Source organism: Lujinxingia vulgaris, assembly GCF_007997015.1.
GTDB classification, from domain to species: Bacteria; Myxococcota_A; Bradymonadia; order Bradymonadales; family Bradymonadaceae; genus Lujinxingia; species Lujinxingia vulgaris.
The window spans coordinates 524,338-542,514 of sequence record NZ_VOSM01000004.1; the positions used below are offsets into that span (position 1 = coordinate 524,338).

The 18,177-nt window shown below is 65.9% G+C and carries 12 protein-coding genes; 7 read left to right on the plus strand and 5 right to left on the minus strand.

The features are described from left to right. Positions 1 to 43 precede the first annotated feature (43 nt). Positions 44 to 334 carry a hypothetical protein gene (locus tag FRC98_RS11310; RefSeq protein ID WP_146981517.1) on the minus strand — a complete coding sequence of 97 codons (291 nt, stop codon included), beginning with the start codon at positions 332 to 334 and terminating at the stop codon, positions 44 to 46. Positions 335 to 756: 422 nt separating this feature from the next. On the opposite strand from FRC98_RS11310, the gene FRC98_RS21505 reads away from it, so the two are divergent. The 4 genes from FRC98_RS21505 (at position 757) to FRC98_RS11330 (ending at position 9,281) form a co-directional block, all read left to right on the plus strand. Then, complete coding sequence (locus FRC98_RS21505) at positions 757 to 2,739, plus strand: hypothetical protein (protein ID WP_230467512.1); 1,983 nt, start codon at positions 757 to 759, stop codon at positions 2,737 to 2,739. A gap of 73 nt (positions 2,740 to 2,812) precedes the next feature. Next, positions 2,813 to 4,681: a tetratricopeptide repeat protein gene (locus FRC98_RS11320; protein ID WP_146981519.1), complete on the plus strand. Its 1,869-nt coding sequence runs from the start codon at positions 2,813 to 2,815 to the stop codon at positions 4,679 to 4,681. A 278-nt stretch (positions 4,682 to 4,959) separates the two neighbouring features. Further along, on the plus strand, positions 4,960 to 8,274 hold the full coding sequence (locus FRC98_RS11325; RefSeq protein WP_146981520.1) for a TPR end-of-group domain-containing protein: 3,315 nt from the start codon (positions 4,960 to 4,962) through the stop codon (positions 8,272 to 8,274). Further along, positions 8,271 to 9,281 (plus strand): LVIVD repeat-containing protein, encoded by a 1,011-nt coding sequence (locus FRC98_RS11330; protein ID WP_146981521.1) that lies wholly within the window; start codon positions 8,271 to 8,273, stop codon positions 9,279 to 9,281. Before FRC98_RS11325 ends, FRC98_RS11330 begins: the two co-directional genes overlap by 4 nt. Before the next feature lie 170 nt (positions 9,282 to 9,451). Here the strand turns inward: FRC98_RS11330 and FRC98_RS11335 are convergent, their stop codons facing one another. The 3 genes from FRC98_RS11335 to FRC98_RS11345 all read right to left on the minus strand — a co-directional run bounded on the left by FRC98_RS11335 (position 9,452) and on the right by FRC98_RS11345 (position 13,420). Next, positions 9,452 to 10,258: a hypothetical protein gene (locus FRC98_RS11335; protein WP_146981522.1), complete on the minus strand. Its 807-nt coding sequence runs from the start codon at positions 10,256 to 10,258 to the stop codon at positions 9,452 to 9,454. A 727-nt stretch (positions 10,259 to 10,985) separates the two neighbouring features. Continuing rightward, entirely contained in the window at positions 10,986 to 12,323 is a 1,338-nt protein-coding gene (locus FRC98_RS11340) for an alginate export family protein (RefSeq protein ID WP_230467513.1), read from the minus strand. A 170-nt stretch (positions 12,324 to 12,493) separates the two neighbouring features. Beyond that, positions 12,494 to 13,420, minus strand: a complete 927-nt coding sequence (locus tag FRC98_RS11345) for an ADP-ribosylglycohydrolase family protein (RefSeq protein ID WP_146981524.1) — start codon at positions 13,418 to 13,420, stop codon at positions 12,494 to 12,496. Between the two features lie 373 nt (positions 13,421 to 13,793). Here FRC98_RS11345 and FRC98_RS11350 point away from each other — a divergent pair, with 373 nt between their 5' ends. The 3 genes from FRC98_RS11350 to FRC98_RS22030 all read left to right on the plus strand — a co-directional run bounded on the left by FRC98_RS11350 (position 13,794) and on the right by FRC98_RS22030 (position 17,022). Then, entirely contained in the window at positions 13,794 to 14,240 is a 447-nt protein-coding gene (locus FRC98_RS11350; protein WP_146981525.1) for a CBS domain-containing protein, read from the plus strand. Between the two features lie 174 nt (positions 14,241 to 14,414). Further along, positions 14,415 to 15,377 carry an ATP-grasp domain-containing protein gene (locus tag FRC98_RS11355; protein ID WP_146981526.1) on the plus strand — a complete coding sequence of 321 codons (963 nt, stop codon included), beginning with the start codon at positions 14,415 to 14,417 and terminating at the stop codon, positions 15,375 to 15,377. 193 nt (positions 15,378 to 15,570) lie between these two features. Next, complete coding sequence (locus tag FRC98_RS22030; protein ID WP_283809650.1) at positions 15,571 to 17,022, plus strand: hypothetical protein; 1,452 nt, start codon at positions 15,571 to 15,573, stop codon at positions 17,020 to 17,022. A gap of 367 nt (positions 17,023 to 17,389) precedes the next feature. Here FRC98_RS22030 and FRC98_RS11365 read toward each other — a convergent pair whose 3' ends face one another. Then, the gene (locus tag FRC98_RS11365) at positions 17,390 to 18,130 is read right to left on the minus strand and encodes a flavodoxin family protein (RefSeq protein ID WP_146981528.1); all 741 of its coding nucleotides are present in this window, start codon (positions 18,128 to 18,130) and stop codon (positions 17,390 to 17,392) included. Positions 18,131 to 18,177: the final 47 nt, after the last annotated feature.

The window sequence follows — 18,177 nt, forward strand, 5'->3', positions numbered from 1 at the left end:
TCAACTCCCTCCCCCCAAAACTCGACGCATCCCCCCCCGAACCCTAAACAACTCGCTCCCCACGAGTAGCCCCTTCCCCCGGCAGCCCCCCAGTTCCCGGCACGAGCACGGGTTCCAGCACGAGTTCCAGCACGAGCACGAGCTCCAGCACGCGCACGAGTTCCAGCACGAGTACGAGCTCCAGCACGAGTACGAGCTCCAGCACGAGCACGAGTACGAGTACGAGTACGAGCTCCAGCGCGAGATCCAGTACGACATCGAGCTCCAGCGCGAGATCCAACAAGGAGCAAGGACGAAGCTGTAGCAGCGCTACCCCGAGTCCACTCCGACGCATCCAACGTCGTCCTCCTATCCAAACGCCCCCAAACCCGAGCGCATCCAGGGCTTCCGATAGCAAGAAGCAACGAGCAAGGAGCAACGAGCAACGAGCAGCGACCTCCCCCCGCACTTTACAAGATCCGAGCGCATCCAGGGCGAAGTCCAGCAAGGAGCAAGAAGGAGCGTGTAGCAGCGCTACCGCGACGACGCAGCGACACAGCTGGCTTCGTCCTGGTGCGCTCGGCACCGAGCGCATCCAGGGCGACGCCCGACAAGGAGATAGGGATGACGCTGTAGCAGCGCTACCGCGAATCCCTATCGACGCCGTCAGCGTCGTCCTGGTGCGCTCGGCACCTTGCCGTGAGTGGAACTGCGGGGCTACTATCCCCCCTCCCCGCACCCCCGGGCTCTCGCACCTCCACTCGCCGGCCACCTCACATGCCCACCCCTCGCCAGCTAGCCTTGTTGCTGCTTGTCCTCGGCACCCTGCAGGCCGCCGCTCTGCCCGCAACAGCCCAGCAAAGCCCCCGCGGCTTCGGCCCTACCGTGCGCATGAGCAGCTCGCTTCCCTCCGAAGACGCCGAGGCCGAGGCCCTGCTGCGCGCCACCCGCGCCGCACTCCGAGACCAGGCCCGTCAGGCCCTCTACGCCGCACTCGTTGACCCCGCTCCCCCTCTCCCCGACGACGAACGCAGCGCCGAACGCACCCTCCAACGCGTCATCGACGACCCCACCACCACCGCCAGCTTCAAAACCGCGCTGCAACTTCAACTGGCCGCACTCCACCTCTTCCGCGACCGCCCCCTCCTCGCCAGCCAGACCCTGGAGCGCGCCCGCCGACTCGCCGGCGACTCCCGCAGCCTCCTGCGCTCCATCGACCTCTTCGACGCCGGCCACGCGCTGAGCCTCGGCCAACCCGAACGCGCCCGAGCCCTGCTCGGCTGCGAACAACCCGCCGACGTTGACGCCGCCGCAACCCTCCTCTGCAACTCCGAGAGCCCCCTTCCGCCGGCCCCCGTCTTCCGACGCGAACTGATGGTCGCATCGCTTTTGCACCGCCCCCTCGAAGACGCCCGCGACACCGCCGAGGCCGCCCGCCGCTTCATCATCGAACCCCTCACCCTGGCCCGCGCTCGCGTCGAAACAGGTCCCCTTGAGCCCCTCGACGCCCTCCTCGCCAGCGCCCAACTCCGCGACGACGTCCCCGCACGCCTGCGCCTGCACCTCGCCATCGCCGAGCTGACCCTGCAACGCTCCGGCCCCGCTCGCCAGGCCGACACCCACCTCCAGAGCGCCACCGAACTTCTCCAGCGCCAACGTGATGGTTTCGCCGAACTTCGCCTGCTCGCCATCAACGCGCGCCACTGCCTTGACCGAGCGCCGGCAACCGCCTGCCCCTCCACCGCGCAGAAACTCGCCACGCTCACCGAGCTCCCCCCCGCGCTCCTCCCCGACATCCCCTGGACCCGCTACTGCACCCCGGACTCCGAAGAGCTCGCCCTCCCCTTCTGCGACGTCACCGAAGCGCGCGGCACCCCGCCCGAGCGCGCCCGCGCCGCCCTGACCCGCGCTCGCATCCAACTCAACGCCCACCACCCCACCCCGGCCCGCGACGCCCTGCTGTCCCTCGAAGATCACCTCGACCTCCTCGCCAACCCGCCACTCGACCTCCTCGTCGAACGCTGCCAGCTCAACGACCTCACCCGCACCTCGCGCACCTTCGACGTCTGCCGGCAGGCCCTCGACCTCCTCGCCAGCCCCACCGCCGAGTCACCCGCGCGCCAGGCCAACCTCGTCTTCATCCTACTTGCCATCGCCCGCGCCACCCCGCCCGAACCTACCCCGATGGCTCCCTCCGCCTACTTACGCCTGGCCATCGATCTGGCCACCGCCGGCCACCAGCCCCTCTGGGGCCTGGCCAGCCACGCCGCCCTCGACGCCGCCGACCTCCACGCCCGTCGCCAGCCCACCCCGCCCGACGCCCCCGCCCTCTTCGCCGAGGCCCTCGCCTTCGACGAGCGCGCCCGCTCCCGCGCCGAACACCCCGAACACGACCTCCTCCTCGACGATGCCGCCCGCGCCCGCAACCTCACCCGCTGGCTCGACGCCCTGGCCCAACTCCACCTCTGGCCCGATCTTCTCCACCGCGCCCGACACACCTACGACCTCGCCAGACGCACCGACGACACAACCCTCGGCGCACACGCCCTCCTGCGACGCGCCCAGGCCCACCACGCCCTCAACCGCTACGATCAGGCCTGCGCCTCACTACTCGCTGCAGACGCCCTCGGCACTCCGAGACACCTCCGCGAACTCTCCGAACGCCTCCGCTCCGAGCTCCCCGCGCGCTGCCTCCCCGCCAGCTCTCCGGCCAACGCCTCCGCCCCGAACCCCTCCCGCGCCACCCTCGCTCCGAAATAAGCCCCACGCCCCCATCGGTTCCCACTTACGCCCGCGCGCCCTGACTGACTGCCCTCTGACCTTGAGCTCCTGTATGCGCCCCCTCCTCGCCAGCTGCCTCGCGCTCGTCGCCCTCTCCCTTGCCGCCCCGACCCCCACCTTCGCCCAGGACCAACAGGGCGATGAAGCGCCTGCCGCCCCGACCTCCCCCGAAGGCGCACACCTCAACGACGCCCGCGCCCTCTACCAGGCCGGCCACTGGGAAGACGCCCTGGCCGCCTTCAACCGCGCCTTCGAGCTCGCCCCCGACCACTCCGAAATCAAAGCGGCCGCCGCCCTCGAAGCCGGCTCCCTCCTCTGGGAACAGGGCCGCTACGAGCCCGCGCGCCAGAAAGTCACCTTCGCCCTGGAGCTCGCCCGCGAGCGTAACTTCGACCACGCCACAGGCCAGATCCTGCTGACCCTGGGTCAGATCGAATCCGCCACCGGCCAGCTCCGCAGCGCCGAAGGCACCCTCAACATCTGCGTGCAACTCACCGGCGAACTCGGCGACGACGTCTACCGCGCCCTCTGCCGCATCAGCCGCCGCGCCACCCGCACCCTCCTCGGCCAGAACCCCGGCAGCGAATCCGACCTGCGCGCCGACATCCGCACCCTCCAGAACACCGACTCCCTGCTCGCCATCGGCACCGCCCTCACCCGCACCGCCGACCTCTACCAGGACAACGGGGACCTCGAACAAGCCCAACGCCTGCTCGCCCAGGCCAAACGCCATATCGAAGCCGCCGACAGCGTCCCGGCCCGCGCCCGCCACCACCTGCGCGAAGCCCAACTTCTCCGCCAGCAAAACAACCTCTCGGGCGCCTCCGAACTTCTCGACCAGGCCCTCCCCCTCTTCGAGTCCATGAACAACCGCCCCATGATCGTCCACACCCTGGGGCTCAAGGCCGAGATCGCCGCCCTTAACAACCAGGCCGCCCACGCCCTCACCCTCTACCGCCGCGCCCTCAACGTCGCCGACGCCACCTCCAATCCCCTCCTCAAAGGCCGCGTGCACCTGGCCCTCTGCGAACTCAACATCTCCCAGGCCCCTCAGCACTGCCAGCAGGCCATCGACACCTTCGCAAACGGCCAGCTCGCCACCTACCGCGTCCGCGCCCACGCCTCGCTTGCCCGCGCCCACCAGGCCGCCAACCGCTTTAACGACGCCCGCACTCACTACATGCGCGCCATCGAGCTCATTGGCGACCTCCCCGAAGGCAACACCCTCTACACCGAGTCCCTGGCCACCCAGCACGCCAACCTCTGCGTCGTCAACAACCGCCTGCGCGCCACCGGCGCCCTCGCCAGCTGCTTAGAGGCCCGTCAGCGCCTCCAGAAACTCCCCGACGCCGACGCCGACCACCACCGCCGCACCCTCGCCCACGTCACCCACGCCGCCGGCATGGCCGCCCTCCAGGAAAACAACGCCGAGCGCGCCATCGACCTCCTCCAACAGGCCGCCGACCAGGCCCTCGAACTCTCCCCCCGCGACATCGCCATCGCCTCCGACGCCCTCCTACGCCTGGGCGCCACCTACGCCGCCCTCCCCGACCACGCCCGCCAGGCACGCGACGCCTTCACCCGCGGCCTCGAAACCCTCAACCTCCCCGACCAGCCCGAAGGCGCCGACAACCGCCCCGCCCGCCTCGCCATCCTCACCCAGCTCACCCAGCTTCACCTCAACCAGCGCGACGCCGACGACACCCTCTCCCGCGCCGCCCAACTCATCGACGTCGCCACCGCCCTCAATGACCCCCGCACCCGAGCCTGGGCACACAACGCCCGCGCCAGCGCCCACCTCATCAACAAAGACCAGGACGCCGCCCGCGCCGAACTTCAGCGCGCACTCCCCCTGGCCCGCCAGGCCGACGACGCCGAGCTCACCGAACTCATCGAAGAGAACCTCCAGAAGTTCGACTGACCTCGTCCAGAAACACCTGCAACACGACATCGCTTGCATACAAAGAGGCGACCGCGCGAACTGCCCGGTCGCCTCTTTTCTTTTTGAGATGCAGCGACCTCTCCTGCATGCCGCCTTCCAGATCCATCGCATAAAAACTGGCCAATGTCCGTGTCTCGGACGGCTTCTCTCGGACCAGCCCCGCGCGTTTTCAGCAACTTTCAGCATCGCCGCGCCAGGCAAAAGATGTAGCGTCGCGCCCGCAAACGTAAACGTGACTCTTTTCCGGAACTCCCTCCATGACCTACACCGAAAAGATCGCCGAACTACGCGCCACCGGCGATATGAACGCCGTCCTGGCCTTCCTCGAGCAGATCTTCTGCGCACCTGAAAACCAGAGCATCAGCGGCAAACCTTCCGACTACTTGAACCAGGATGACGCCACGCAACACGCGCCACCCGCGGTGCTCTTCAAAACCTTCGTCGAGGGATTTAAGCCCGCCGAGGTCACCCGAAAGGTCGCCTTCATCTTCGACGAAGCCGAGTTCGCCGGCGTCATCCGCCCCATGGTCTTGGACCCCAAATCCGGTGAGTGGCACGACGTCGAAGGTACCCGCGCGCTCTTGAGCGAGGCGGACGAGGAGATGCAGAAGTTCCGCCCCTTCAACTGCCTGCACTTTCTCATCGGCGCCTACGAGCACGGCGACGCCGTCATCCTCAGCGGCCACTACAACCCCGAAAGCGGGGAGTTCACCCCGGGCTACCAGCTCAACGCCCATATCCTCGGCGAGGATGAGTCCCACGAAGACTACGACGTGGTCTACGCCCTTAAAGACGACGACCTCTACCGCTTCACCTACGAGGGCGACGTCATCGATCGCGAAGTTCTCTACCTCGACCTCAAAGCCACCCTCTTCACCCCTCACCTCACTGAGCTTGCCCTGGCGCTGCTGGCCGACGAACGCCTGGCGCGCTTTCCCAAAGCCTTTCCCTTCCACATCCTCTTCTCCAACCAGGAGTACTCGAGCGGCGACTTCCGCTATCAGGCGCCTCCCCTGACCCTGGAAGCCCTGGAGGCCGCCGGCGTCCACTGCGTCGACCTCCACCGCGAATCTCAGGTGGAGGCTCAGGAAACAAGCCCCGCAGAGCATTACGAATACCTCAAAAGCTGGATCGAAGACTGCGACCACGCCTCCTACACCGAGCTGCTCGATCTCTGCCGCTCCCATCGCGAAGCCTTCGACCTCCTGCTCGCTGAAGCCCACGAACTGCGGCGCATGAACGTCTCCTTCCACGTCGTCCACTTCAGCCGCGCACTCTGGGAGCTCGTAGACCTCGCACCTGAGGAGGTGGTTGCCTTCCAGAAAGCCCTCGTCGCCAACGAACCGCCGCCCTACGACCCCGAATCGCGCCGTACCGAAGCGCAGTGGTGGCTCAACCACGGCGACAACGCCGCGCTTATCCTGCGCATCTGCGAGGTCCGCACCCCCGAGCCCTACCGCGACACCATGGCCGAAGACTTCACCCGGGCCTGGCAGCGCCTGGTGAACCACGCCCACCCCATCGTCCGCCTCATCGCCCGCGATCTCCGCGTCATGCCCCGAGGCACACCGCTGGGCGACGTCGAAGAAGAGGGCGGACGTCCCATCGCCGATGACGCCGACGACGCCTACATCGCCGACGCCATCGCCATGCTCGACCTGATGCCCGAATCCTTCGATGGCTACTGGGGCCTCTGGGGCTTTACGATGGGTCGCCTCAAGGAACTCGGCCCCCGCGCCATCGCCGCCGCCCCCGCGGTCGAAGCCCTCCTCACGCGTTACATGGAAAATCGCTTCGACGACCAGCTCGCCAACACCTTCGGGCAGGTGCTCTTCGCGCTGGACAGCGACCACATCCCCGACGAGATTCACAAAGCACAGAGCCGCTACCACACCCAGGAGTACTACAAAGAGTGGGTAAAACGCGGCCCCTCCCGCGCCTGGGAGACCTTCCAGACCGCATGGCTCGAGAACGCCGAGCGTTTCGAGGCCCCCGAACTCTGGGAGACCTACCTCTACGACACCGAGGCCGGGCACCGCTTCTTTGCCGAACACCTCCTTGAGCTCGGCGCCGTCGACACCCTCATCGACACCGCTACCGGCGAAGCCGGCCCCAGACTCACCCGGCTCTTCCATGCCTTCGCCGACCTCAAAGGCATCGACGATCGCGTGCTCGTCGCCCTCCTCGGCTCCCTTAACGATCTCGACGAAACCTACGCCGAAAAGCTCGAATACGCCCGCGTCGCCGAGCTTATCCGCGCGTTTGAGCGCGACGACGACCAGGCCCCCACAACGCTTGCCCGACTCCTCGAACTCTACCCTACCAACCCTGCCCTGGCCTTCATCGCCATCGACCAGCGCGTCCGCAACGGGGAACTCGCCAGCGCCATGCGTCTGCTCGTCGACACGATGCGCGAGCGCACCGCCGACGACCTCGTCTACCGCCGCGCCTTCCACGACTTCTGCCACGACCCGACGCTCAGCTTCGCGATGTCTTCCGAGAACACCTTCCCCTTCTTCTGGATGGCCCGACGCGCCTTCCAGAACGCAAACTTCCGCGACGGGCAGTTCTCAAAAGACTTAAAAACGCTCAAAAAAGACCGCTTCTTCGACGTCTTCTACACCGGGACCGCCGACCACTCCGACGACCAGATCGCCACCTGGCTCGACGAAGCCCGCGGCGAATGGACCTTCCTCCAGGAAATCGCAGCCCGCTCCAATGAAGACTTAAGCGAAGAGCTGGAAACCTTCGACTGGCCCGTCGCCAGCGCCATCGCCGCGCGTCTCGTCAATACCGGCGACGCCTCCTTCGCCCCCGCACTCGCCGACTTCTTCGAACGCGTCGCTGACGACGAAGCGCGCCGCAAAAACCTCGCCGGCATCATCTGGCCCCTGGCCTCCCGCGAGCTCCTCCAGCGCCCCGCCTTCTTGGCCTACATCCCCACCTTCGTCTGCGACCACCCCTCTCCGCTGATCACCATCACCCGCGAGGTCCTCGTCGGACTCGAAGAGCTCGACCGCCAAGACCTCATCGTTCGCCTCTCCCCGGAGTTGCCGGCGCAAGCCGCCGTCTCCTGCTTCAAGAACATCCTCAACGCCCACATTGCCACCCGCGCCTTCGACCTGGCCGAAGCCCTCTTCGCCAGACTCGCCGACGGCATGACCGAGATCGTCCCGGACTGGCTGCTCATCCAGAACAACCGCGCCGTGCTCCTCATCGTCAGTGGACAGATGAAGCGCGCCGAAGCCCTCTTCGACGAGGTCTTTTCAAAAGACTTCCGTCGCTTTGAGCCCCGCGATCCCGACCCCACCGCCATCGCCGTCTTTGGCAACGACCTCGACCAGCAGGTCATCGACGTCTTCCAGACCTACTACGCCATGGCCAGATTCAACCAGGCCTGCCTCTTCGCCCTGACCGAGCGCCCCGATCAGGCCGTCGCCTCCCTGGAAGTCGCCACCGCCCGAGGCCACTACAGCGCCGAGAAACTCATGGCCGAGAGCGACTTCGCCTCGCTGCACGACCACGCCGGCTTTCAGCAACTCATCTCCACCCTTGAAGGAGGGCAGCCTTGACCCATCTCAAGCTCATCACCCGTCACCCGCTGCGCGACGCCAGGCAGCGGGCCTCCTACAGCGGTCAAATCCTGGTCGAGGGCGACCGCCTCTTCGTGATCGATGGCAACCAGGTCCAGATCCTCGACATCAGCGCCCCCCTGGCCCCTCGCGACCTCGGATTCGTCGCCTTTCGCGAGAGCGTCACCGGCATCGCCCTGCACAACGAGTTGCTCTACGCCGCCGAATGGATGCGTGCCCTAAATCTCGTCGACCTCCGAGATCCCATCGCTCCCGACTACTTCGATGCGCGCCCTTTCATTGGCGAACGCACCGGACATGTGGTGCGCCTCGGCGACTACCTGGTCATGGGGCTTAACCGCAAAAAGGGCTTCGCCCTCTTCGACCTGAAAAATCCCCGCGCCCCGCGCCTGCTCCAACGCCTGCCCATGGAGCAGGACATCGAGCACGTCATCCTCGACGGGGAGCTCGTACTCATCGCCAACTACGCCGACGGCCTGCGCTGGTACGACATCGCCCCCAGCGACGACGACCACCCGACCCTCCACGAGGTACGCCACCTGGAGACCCCCGACTTCAAAGCCGACAGGGTCTACCCCGGCAAAGACCGCCTCTACGTGGTCGGACGCGGCAAAGGCTGCGACATCATCGTGCTCGATCGACACACCGGCGAACGCCTCGGCGAAGTGCAGGTCGGCGGCATGGTCAGCTCCAACGTCGTCGAAGTCGGCGACCAGGCCCTCTTCTTCGCCAGCGACCACACCTGCTACCGCGTCGACCCCGACCACCAGATCGACCCACTTTTCTCTCAATACTTCGCCGACGACGACCGCCGCTACGTGGAGCGTACCAACATCGACGATCCATACGACCATCAGATGTCCCGCGCCGACGACATGCACCATTGGGTTCTGCGCGGCGACAAGCTCATCGCCATCCAGGGCGAAGCGCTCGTCGTCTACCAGGTGGAGGCCGGCTCGGCGTTCGCCGCCCCAATCCCACGCTAAACGCCGCATCACCGCATAAACACGCGCCGATGTCCGTCTCTCGGACGGACATGCCCCGATGCTGGCGCACTTAACACGCGCCTCCCATCAAAACCCACGAATATAAAAAGAGCCGGACTTCGCAAGCGAAGCCCGGCTATTCGAACAATGCACTGCGCGGTTACGCCTTATTACTCACCACCAGAAACCTCACCGCCCTCCTCCTGCCGGATCTCCCCGAGCACATCCACATCGTCGATGCCCTCCAGGTCCACCTGCTCCGCCTCACCGGCCTTCCGCCGACTCGTCGGGCGCACGCGCTCGGCGTGAGCGGGCATATCCACCAGACGGTAGAGGCTCTCCACAATCGAGGCTACCGGCACATAGTGGCGGTTCCAGTCTTCGGCCGCTTCCTGGCGCTTGTTCTGCGCGGCCTGCGTCCCGCGCTCCTCAAGCCCCAGGGCAGACAACTTCGCGTCGAGCGCGTCGATCTTCAGCTTGAGCCCGGCCGCCATCTCCCTCGTGTCGGGAACGCTGATGCCCAGCAGTGGCATATAATCTGCCAGCCCGGCCTCCAGCCCCCGATGCACCTGGCGAGCGTAGATCAACAGGTCCCAGGGCCGCTCCGGCGTCTCCCCGACCAACCCCACCGAGCGGCAGGCCTCCCGGCCCCAGAACCCCTCGACCACCCCTCGGGTCGCGATCACGCCCTGGCGAAGATCGACGACGCACGCGTCGCGATCACCGCGCAGAAATCGATCCCGGGAAAGCTCCGTGGCCACACGACGGTCCAACTCCGCAAAGGTCTCGTAGCGCCTCGAGAGCACCTCGACCAACGCGTGAATCACATCCTCCACACTCACACTCGGCGGCACCCCGTTGGGAAAGAGCTTCGCCTCCACACGCTTGCTCAGCGTGTACGAGTTCACACGCACCGACGACGCAATATTGCCATGAATCGCATACATATTGCCGGACAGACGGGAGATCTTAGCCATAACAAACCCCTCGCTTGCTATGCCCCCCGGACAGGTCGCTTTGACCACTCAAAGCGCACCCCCGACGTCGAGGACGTGTTGTGGTGTTGTAGAAAAACCCTAAAACCCATCTCGCACTGACTGCAAGCGAGAATTTCGGTGTTTTTTACGCCTGAAGCCTCCGGATCGTCGCCGCGATTTTAAGGGACGCTTCCGAACACTCCCGATTCGCAATCGCACTCACACGCAACCTCTCTGGAGTGCTCCCAACACTCGCTGACGCTGACAACAAAGGTTCCCGAGCCTCCCGAACCTTTGACTGCAGCGTCGGCAAACCTTCGGAAGGCTGCCGAACGTCACTTTTCAACTCAAAATCGCATCCGAAGGCTCCCGAAAGCCTCCCGAGCAGGCGCCGCCCCCATCCGAAGCCTCCGGACACCTCCCCCAAATGCAAAAACACGATCGGAAGGCTCCAGACGTCTTTCGCATCTGAAAAGACGCCTCAGGAAGCCTTCCGATCGCATCCTGCACCGCCCCCGGAACGATCGGACCCCTTCCGATACCTGTTCTGAGATCGCGATTCGCGTTCGGAACACTTCGGATCGCAATTCCCAAAACACGACACCCCGATCCGAAGCGCATAAACACTGGCGCATCGCACGATTCAAGTTTTGGAAGCCTCCGCCGGCCGGAAGTCGACGCGATGAGCACATTCAGCCCGGCCGGCGCTCCACCTTCTCGCTCCGGACTAAAAAGAACCCACCGCCTGCAGGTACGTCCAGTTCGCCACCCCCTGCGGTGCCGCCTCCGAATTGGAGACGCCCTGGTCGGGAACAAAAAGTCCGTGCCCCGCCCCGAGACTAAAGCCATCGCCAAACCTTGCGGCCACCTGCGCGTTGATCTCCAGACCGACGCGTTCGGTGCTGGGTTGCTGCCGGGTGAAGTCATGCGCGACGAGCTCCGCGTTCAGCCCCTCCCCCTCAAAGCGCAGCCCCGCACGAAGCTCCCGGATGTTGGTGCGCGCACCGATAAGATCCATATACCCCATGAAGGCGTGCGCCGTGGGGTAGAGGTGATTGTACGCTTCCACGTCGGCAGACTCAGGGTCGTCACCACTCGCCAGAGAGAACCCTACGAAGGGCGTAAACACACCCAGCGCGTAGCTCAACGTGCTGTCGAAGAAGAAGGCGCCGATGTCTGCACCTTCGTCCTGACACCTGGCGCTGGCAAGAGCCTCGGGGGCGCACACCGAACCCAGCTGGTAGCCCCCCTCCAGGGTGAGCCGGGCGTCGGCGGCTGCACCCTCGAGTCGGCTCCCGAGCATGACAAGGTTACGACGTGCGGCACCATCTCCGGCACCCTCGGCGCTGGGTTCACGGCCGAGTCGGGCGTCGTAGAGCACGTAAACATCCACCTCGCGAAGCAGCGGCGCCTCCATCCCTCCCATGGAGGCGTACACCCCCGAGAGGTAGGCGTCGTCGTCAAGAAAACCTCCGGCGCCATCCTGATACCGCGCCGCAAAAGCATCGACGGCCACACCGCCGCCAGGCCGCAACCCCAGCCGCACACCGTCCCACGCCCGACCCACCTGACTCCACCCCACACTCCCCAGCACACGCTGATCCCCATACGCCAACTCGAAGCGCCCCACGTCCGCAAAAAAAGTCTCCGTCGCCTCAAAACGCACCCACCCCTGATAAAGCGCCAGCGGCGGAGCCGTCAGGCTGTCCCCACCAAAGTCCCCCCAAGCCGCACTATGCTGCAGGGTCAGGCGCCCGCTGAGTCGCCCCCGCGCCACCTTCAGCCCCACCCGCGTCTGCTGACTGAATACATCCGCCTCATCCGGCTGGCCGCCGTAGTTCAGCTCGTCGGCCGCCAGCCCGAAGTGGTGGTTGAAACGCGCCTCCACGCGAGGCCGCACGCGAGCCGACAAACTCCAGGAGGTCGCCTGCTCAGGCTCGGACCGCGCCCCAGGCGCCGCCTCCGCAGCGCCCTCGCCGCCCTCCTGAGCACCCGCCAGCCCCGGCAACGTCATCGTCCAAACCACGATCAAAACGAGGAATCCAATGCGATGCGATGCGCTCATGAGAACCTCCACAACAAGAGAGTCGAATGCGTCCCAAACCATCTCCCTCGCCAGACTAAGAGCCAGAAGTCCTCAGGCCAGATCCACCTCCAACGCCGGGCGACGTCCGCCACCGACGCGCCCCCCGCCCACACCGACCAGCCCCCCCCAACGCCGTAAATCACCGCGCCTCAAGCACCCGTCGCATGCCCGAAAAGCGCCTCGGCCAACCCCTTAATCTCCGCCCCCATCGCGATCTTCTGACGCCACGCCTCCGGAATCGCCTCCGCCCCGTAATACGCCCCCGCAATCTGCCCGTAGACCGCCCCGGTCGTATCCGCATCATCTCCCAGATTCACCGCAGCAAGCGCGCCCGTTCGGAAATCCGAGGTCGTATAAAAGGCCCAGAGCGCCGCCTCCAGCGACTTGATCACATACCCCGAACCCTTGATCTCCGGCGGCTGACGCTCCTTAAACGACCCCCGTGCCACCTCCTCGATCTTCTCCGCCAACTCCCCTCGCTTGAAAGCTCGCGCCGGACCATAGCGCTCCGAAAGCAACGCCTCTTTCGAGACACCCCGCAACGCCCCGACAATCAGCCCCCCAAAATATCGGCAGGCATCCACCGCTTCGCGCGCACCGTGCGTCGTGCGCGAACTCTCCGCGCTCCGCTCCAAAGCCTCCGCCGGATCGTCCGCATAAAACATCGCCACCGGCGCAAGCCTCATGATCGAACCATTGCCCGCGCTAAAAGGGTCGGTCGGCCCCCCCAGCGGATCACCACCCCGCTCAAACGCCCGCAACGCCGTGGCCGTCGTTCCGCCAATATCAAAACACCGCCCCGTACAACTCCAGTACCCCTCCCGATACCACCGCACATAACGCTCCACCTGGTCGCGCGCGTCAAAGCCCCCACTCGCCACAAGACTCTTCGCCAGACACAGCGCCATCGACGTATCGTCCGTCCACTGCCCCGCCTCCAACCCGAAAGGCCCCCCTCCCACGATGTCGCTCAAAGGCTCAAAACTCCCCGGAGCGCTAAACTCCACCGTCGTTCCAAGCGCATCACCCACCGCCAACCCCACCAACGCTCCATAAAACCGATCAAAGGTCATCATCGCCTCTCCCTGAACGCCAATCATGCAAACCCCCTCTCCTCCTCCCATCCCATGGGCCAGGATAGCGCCGCCCCACCCGCCAACGCTACCCCCCGCACCCGATCACATCCTTCACCCTCAATCCCCCCGACCCCACCGCATCCCTCACCCTCAATCCCCCCAACCCCACCGCATCCAGGGCGGCGCCTGGCAAGGAATGCGCGATGAGAAGCTGTAGCAGCGCCTACTGCGGATCCCTCACCGCGCTGCCAGCGTTGTCCTAAAACGGTCGGCATGAGTTTTGGTGCTCGCCAGCCCCGTCCCTAAGTTTGCCCCCACAGCCACTCCGCACCGGAGGGCTTCGCGAAAGGACCTTTTGCAAGGGAGCATCCCTATGAACATCTACGACATCATGACCTCCGAGCCCGCCTGCTGCTCACCGAACGACTCCATCACCAGAGCCGCAAAGCTGATGCGCGACTGCGACTGCGGCCTGATCCCCGTCGTCGCCACCAACGGCCACCAGAACCCCATCGGCGTCATCACCGACCGCGACATCGTCTGCCGCCTCATCGCCGAGGGCAAAGACCTCAACAACTGCACCGTCGGCGACGCCATGACCTCCACCGTCATCACCGTCGAGCACGCCGCCCCGCTGGAAAACGCCATCAACTTGATGGAGAGCAACCAGCTCCGCCGCCTGGTCGTCGTCGACGATAGCGGCGACGTCTGCGGCGTCATCTCCCAGGCCGACATCGCCCGCCAGGCCAACCACACCCAGACCGGCGAAGTCGTCCAGAGTGTGTCGACTCCCTCCTCCAGCTCCCACGCCCTTCACTAAACCCGAAGAGCATCCCGGAGCACCACCGGACGCGGCCCCCTTCCCGGGGCCGCGTCTTTTTTGTGACCTTCAGCCTCCCCTCACCATCCCAACGCTTGACGCTCTGCACCAATCTTGCTCTTTTCCCCCTCAATAACCGCTTTGTTGACCTCGCCATAAGGCTGGAGCCCCCCCATGAGCACGCTTCCCACCGTCCACATCCTCTTTGAAAACCCCGACTGGCTCCCGCCCCTGCGCGACGCCCTCCAGAAACAGGGCTTTGAGTACAACGAGATCCCCGTCCACCACGGCATCATCGACGGCCCCCCCGCCCCGGGCATCTACCTCAACCGCATGAGCCCCTCCTCCCACACCCGCGGCCACCTCACCTCCGTGGCCCTGACCCGGGAGATCCTTGCCCACCTCGAAGCCCACGGCGCCCGCGTCGTCAACGGCCTGGCCGCCTTCGAGCTCGAGATGAGCAAGCTGCGCCAGCACCTCACCCTGCAGCGCTTCGGCATCCGCACCCCACGCACCGCCCTGGCCGTGGGCACCGAACACCTCGTCACACTCGCCGCATCCTTTGAAGGCCCCTTCATCACCAAACACAACCGCGGCGGCAAAGGCCTGGGCATCGAGCGCTTCGAGAACGCCGACGAGCTCCAGGACCGCCTGGCGCAAGGCGACTTCGACCTCGGCCCCGACCACCAGGTCCTCATCCAGCAGTACATCCAGGCCCCTGAACCCTTCATCACCCGCGTCGAGATCGTCGGCCAGCGCATGATCTTCGCCATGCGCTCCGCCACCGACGACGGCTTCCAACTCTGCCCCTCCGACGTCTGCCAGGTTGAGCTCCAGCGCGAGAAAGCACAGGCCGCTGCCATCGCCGACAACTGCCCCATCGACGGCGGCGCCAAATTCTCCCAGTCCCCTCTTCAAGCCGACGATCCCCTCGTGCTGCGCTACCTCGCCATGTGCGCCGCCAGCGGCATCGAGCTGGCCGGCATCGAGTTCGTCGAAGACGCCGAGGGCAAGCGCTACACCTACGACATCAACGGCACCACCAACTACAACCAGACCCTCGGCCACCAGATGGGCATCCACGGCATGGACGAGCTCGCCAGCTACCTCCGCCACGTCGTCGCCCACCAAATCTGACCCGATAATTTTTCACACCCATCCCCCTTGCCCCCGGCCCGAAACAGCCCACCTTTAGCGCTGTCTCGGGCCTTTTTTTCACCCATTTCAGACGACCCCAACCACCTACGGAGCTTCGGGGGGAGCTCATCGGCCCGCAACGTACACGCGCGCTCCCCCTCATCTGTACTCCTCGGCACATCATGGAGAACATATGAGATTCCCCCGTCGTCTGCGCCCACTCGCTGCCCTCCTCGCATTCGCCGCAGCCCTCACCCTGAGCGCCTGCTTCAGCGCCGAGCGCACTGACCACAACGCCCACCCCACCCCTCCCACCTCCGAGACGGGCCAGGCGCTCATCAGCTGCGCGCTGAACGCCCCCTGCCCCGGAAACTTTGTCTGCACCCAGGGCGGCCACTGCGTCGATCCCACAGGTCAGGTCCCGGCGACCGTCGCGCTGCAGGCCGACCTCGACAACCTCCCGGCCCCGGTGGGCCTGGGCACCCCCTACCGCCTGCCCGCCAACGCCCGCCTGCGCCTTGATGATCCCGACGGCGACGGCCTGGCCCTGCACGTCAACCGCCGCATCATCATCGACGGCCACGGCGCCCAGCTCTTTGTCGAAAACGACCTCATCGCCCTGCGCATCTCTGAGCCTGCCGACTGGTCGTCCGTGCGCGACTTAAGTTTCGCCCCCACCACCCCCTCCCAACCTCATGACGGCATCGGCCTGGATGTGCGTGCGCACGGCCTGCGCCTCGACAACCTCTACTTTGACCGCATGGGCACCGGCATCCGCGCCCACTCCATCGTCGACGGCCAGCACGCCAACCTCAACATCCAGCAGTGGAGCCGCATCGTCTTCTACGAGTGCCACAACTACGCCATGCACCTGGCCGGCGGCGACACCAACGCCGGCCTCTTCACCGGCCTGGAGGTCCGCGCCGGAAACGGCATCCTCGACTCCTCCTTTCTGGGCAACACCTACGTCTCTCCCCACCATCAACTCCACCACCGTCGATGCGCTGACCCTCGACAGCACCGCCAGCTCCGCCACCGTGCTTGGCGCCTACACCGAGATCAACGCCCCACCCATGCAGGCCAACTCCTTCCACGACCTGCACCTGGGCGGCAACGCCATCGACCGCCTCATCTCCGAGGGCGACCGCATCGGCCGCCACCACGCCTCCCTGCGCTTTCGCCACCCCCAGACCGGCCTGCGCGTGCGCATCCCCGGCGCCCCCCACGCCGCCATCGCCTTCAACCACCCCCTCGACGGCGAATGGTGGTACTTCCGCTTCTTCGACGAGCTCAGCCGCCGCATGTGGGGCTTCTCCTACCGCAACACCTCCACCAGCGCCTACCGCTTCACCGGCCACCAGCATCCCCAGGGCCCGGCCCTCTACCAGCTCGGCACCCCGCTCAGCACCACCTCCACCGCCGCCCTCACCACCTCCCCGCAGACCACCTCCACCGATGGTCCGCCCGCCCACGCCCCGGCCCACGGCCACCGCGCCCACACCCCCGTCTCCCCCGACCCCAACTGGGACGGCTCCGAGCCCCCCCCGCTCCGAAGCCCCCTTCTACAACACCGACCCCGACCACGACGCCTACTTCTGGCAGGGCATGCCCACCCCCTGACCACCTCGCACACCCGGAGATCTGACCGCACTCAGGGCGGCGACACAACCAGCGCCGTCCCGACGCGGTCAGCCCCCGCACACCCCTCCAAACGCGCTCACGAATCGACCAACACCCCGGCCCTCAACCACCCAACCACCCAACCACAACCCGCACGCCCCCCAACGCCCTCACGAATCGACCCACACCGCGCCCCTCCCACGCCCCTCAACCACCCAACCCCACAACCACCCAACCACAACCCGCACACCCCCCAACGCTCTTACGAACTTTCTACGCATCCCCAAAGACCTGACCGCACTCAGGGCGGCGATTGGCAAGGAGGCCGGGATGATGCTGTAGCAGCGCTACTGCGAATCCCGGACGACGCAGCCAGCGTCGTCCTGATGCGGTCAGCGATATTCGGGATTAGGATGCCCAAAATCACACCCCTCATCCCACAAGTCCCTCTGATTCCCCCAGGCCGGCACCCCGCCGGCCTCCTTCAGCATCCTGGCCATATGCAGAAGGTTCCACGTCATAAACGTGGTGTTCCGCTGCGTGAACGCGTTGCTCACCCCGCCCGAGCCCTCATCTCCGTAGGAGGGCCCCGGCCCTGCCTCCCCCACCCAGCCGGCGTCGGCCTGGGGTCCGACCAGATACCCCAGGTGCTGCAACGCGTAGAGGATCCCGCTTGAGCAATGTTTGATGCCATCTTCGTTGCCGGTGATCACGCACCCACCAACTTTGCCGTAATAGACGTACTGCCCCTTTTCGTTGGTCATCCCCGACATCGCATAGAGGCGTTCGATAACCCTCGAGCAGACCGACGAGCGCTCCCCGAGCCAGATGGGCGATCCCAACACGAGGATATCGGCCGCCTCGACCTCCTTGTAGATCTCGGGCCAGTCATCCTCCTCCCAGCCTTTCTCCCGCATATCCGGATACACCCCCGGCGCGAGGTTGTGATCGACGGCGCGCACGCTGCAGACCTTCACCCCGGCCCCGCGCATGATCGTACGCGAGACTTCCATCAGCACATCGGTGTTGGAGCGCTCCGGCGAGCGTTTGAGCGTGCAGTTGATAAAGAGCGCACGCAGCTCGGAGAAGTCCCACTGGTTTGGGTCGCATGCCTCATCGCGTGTCTGGGCCATCACGTCACCTCAGCTCTAAGTTAGGTCCTGGCGCGACGGCCCGCGGC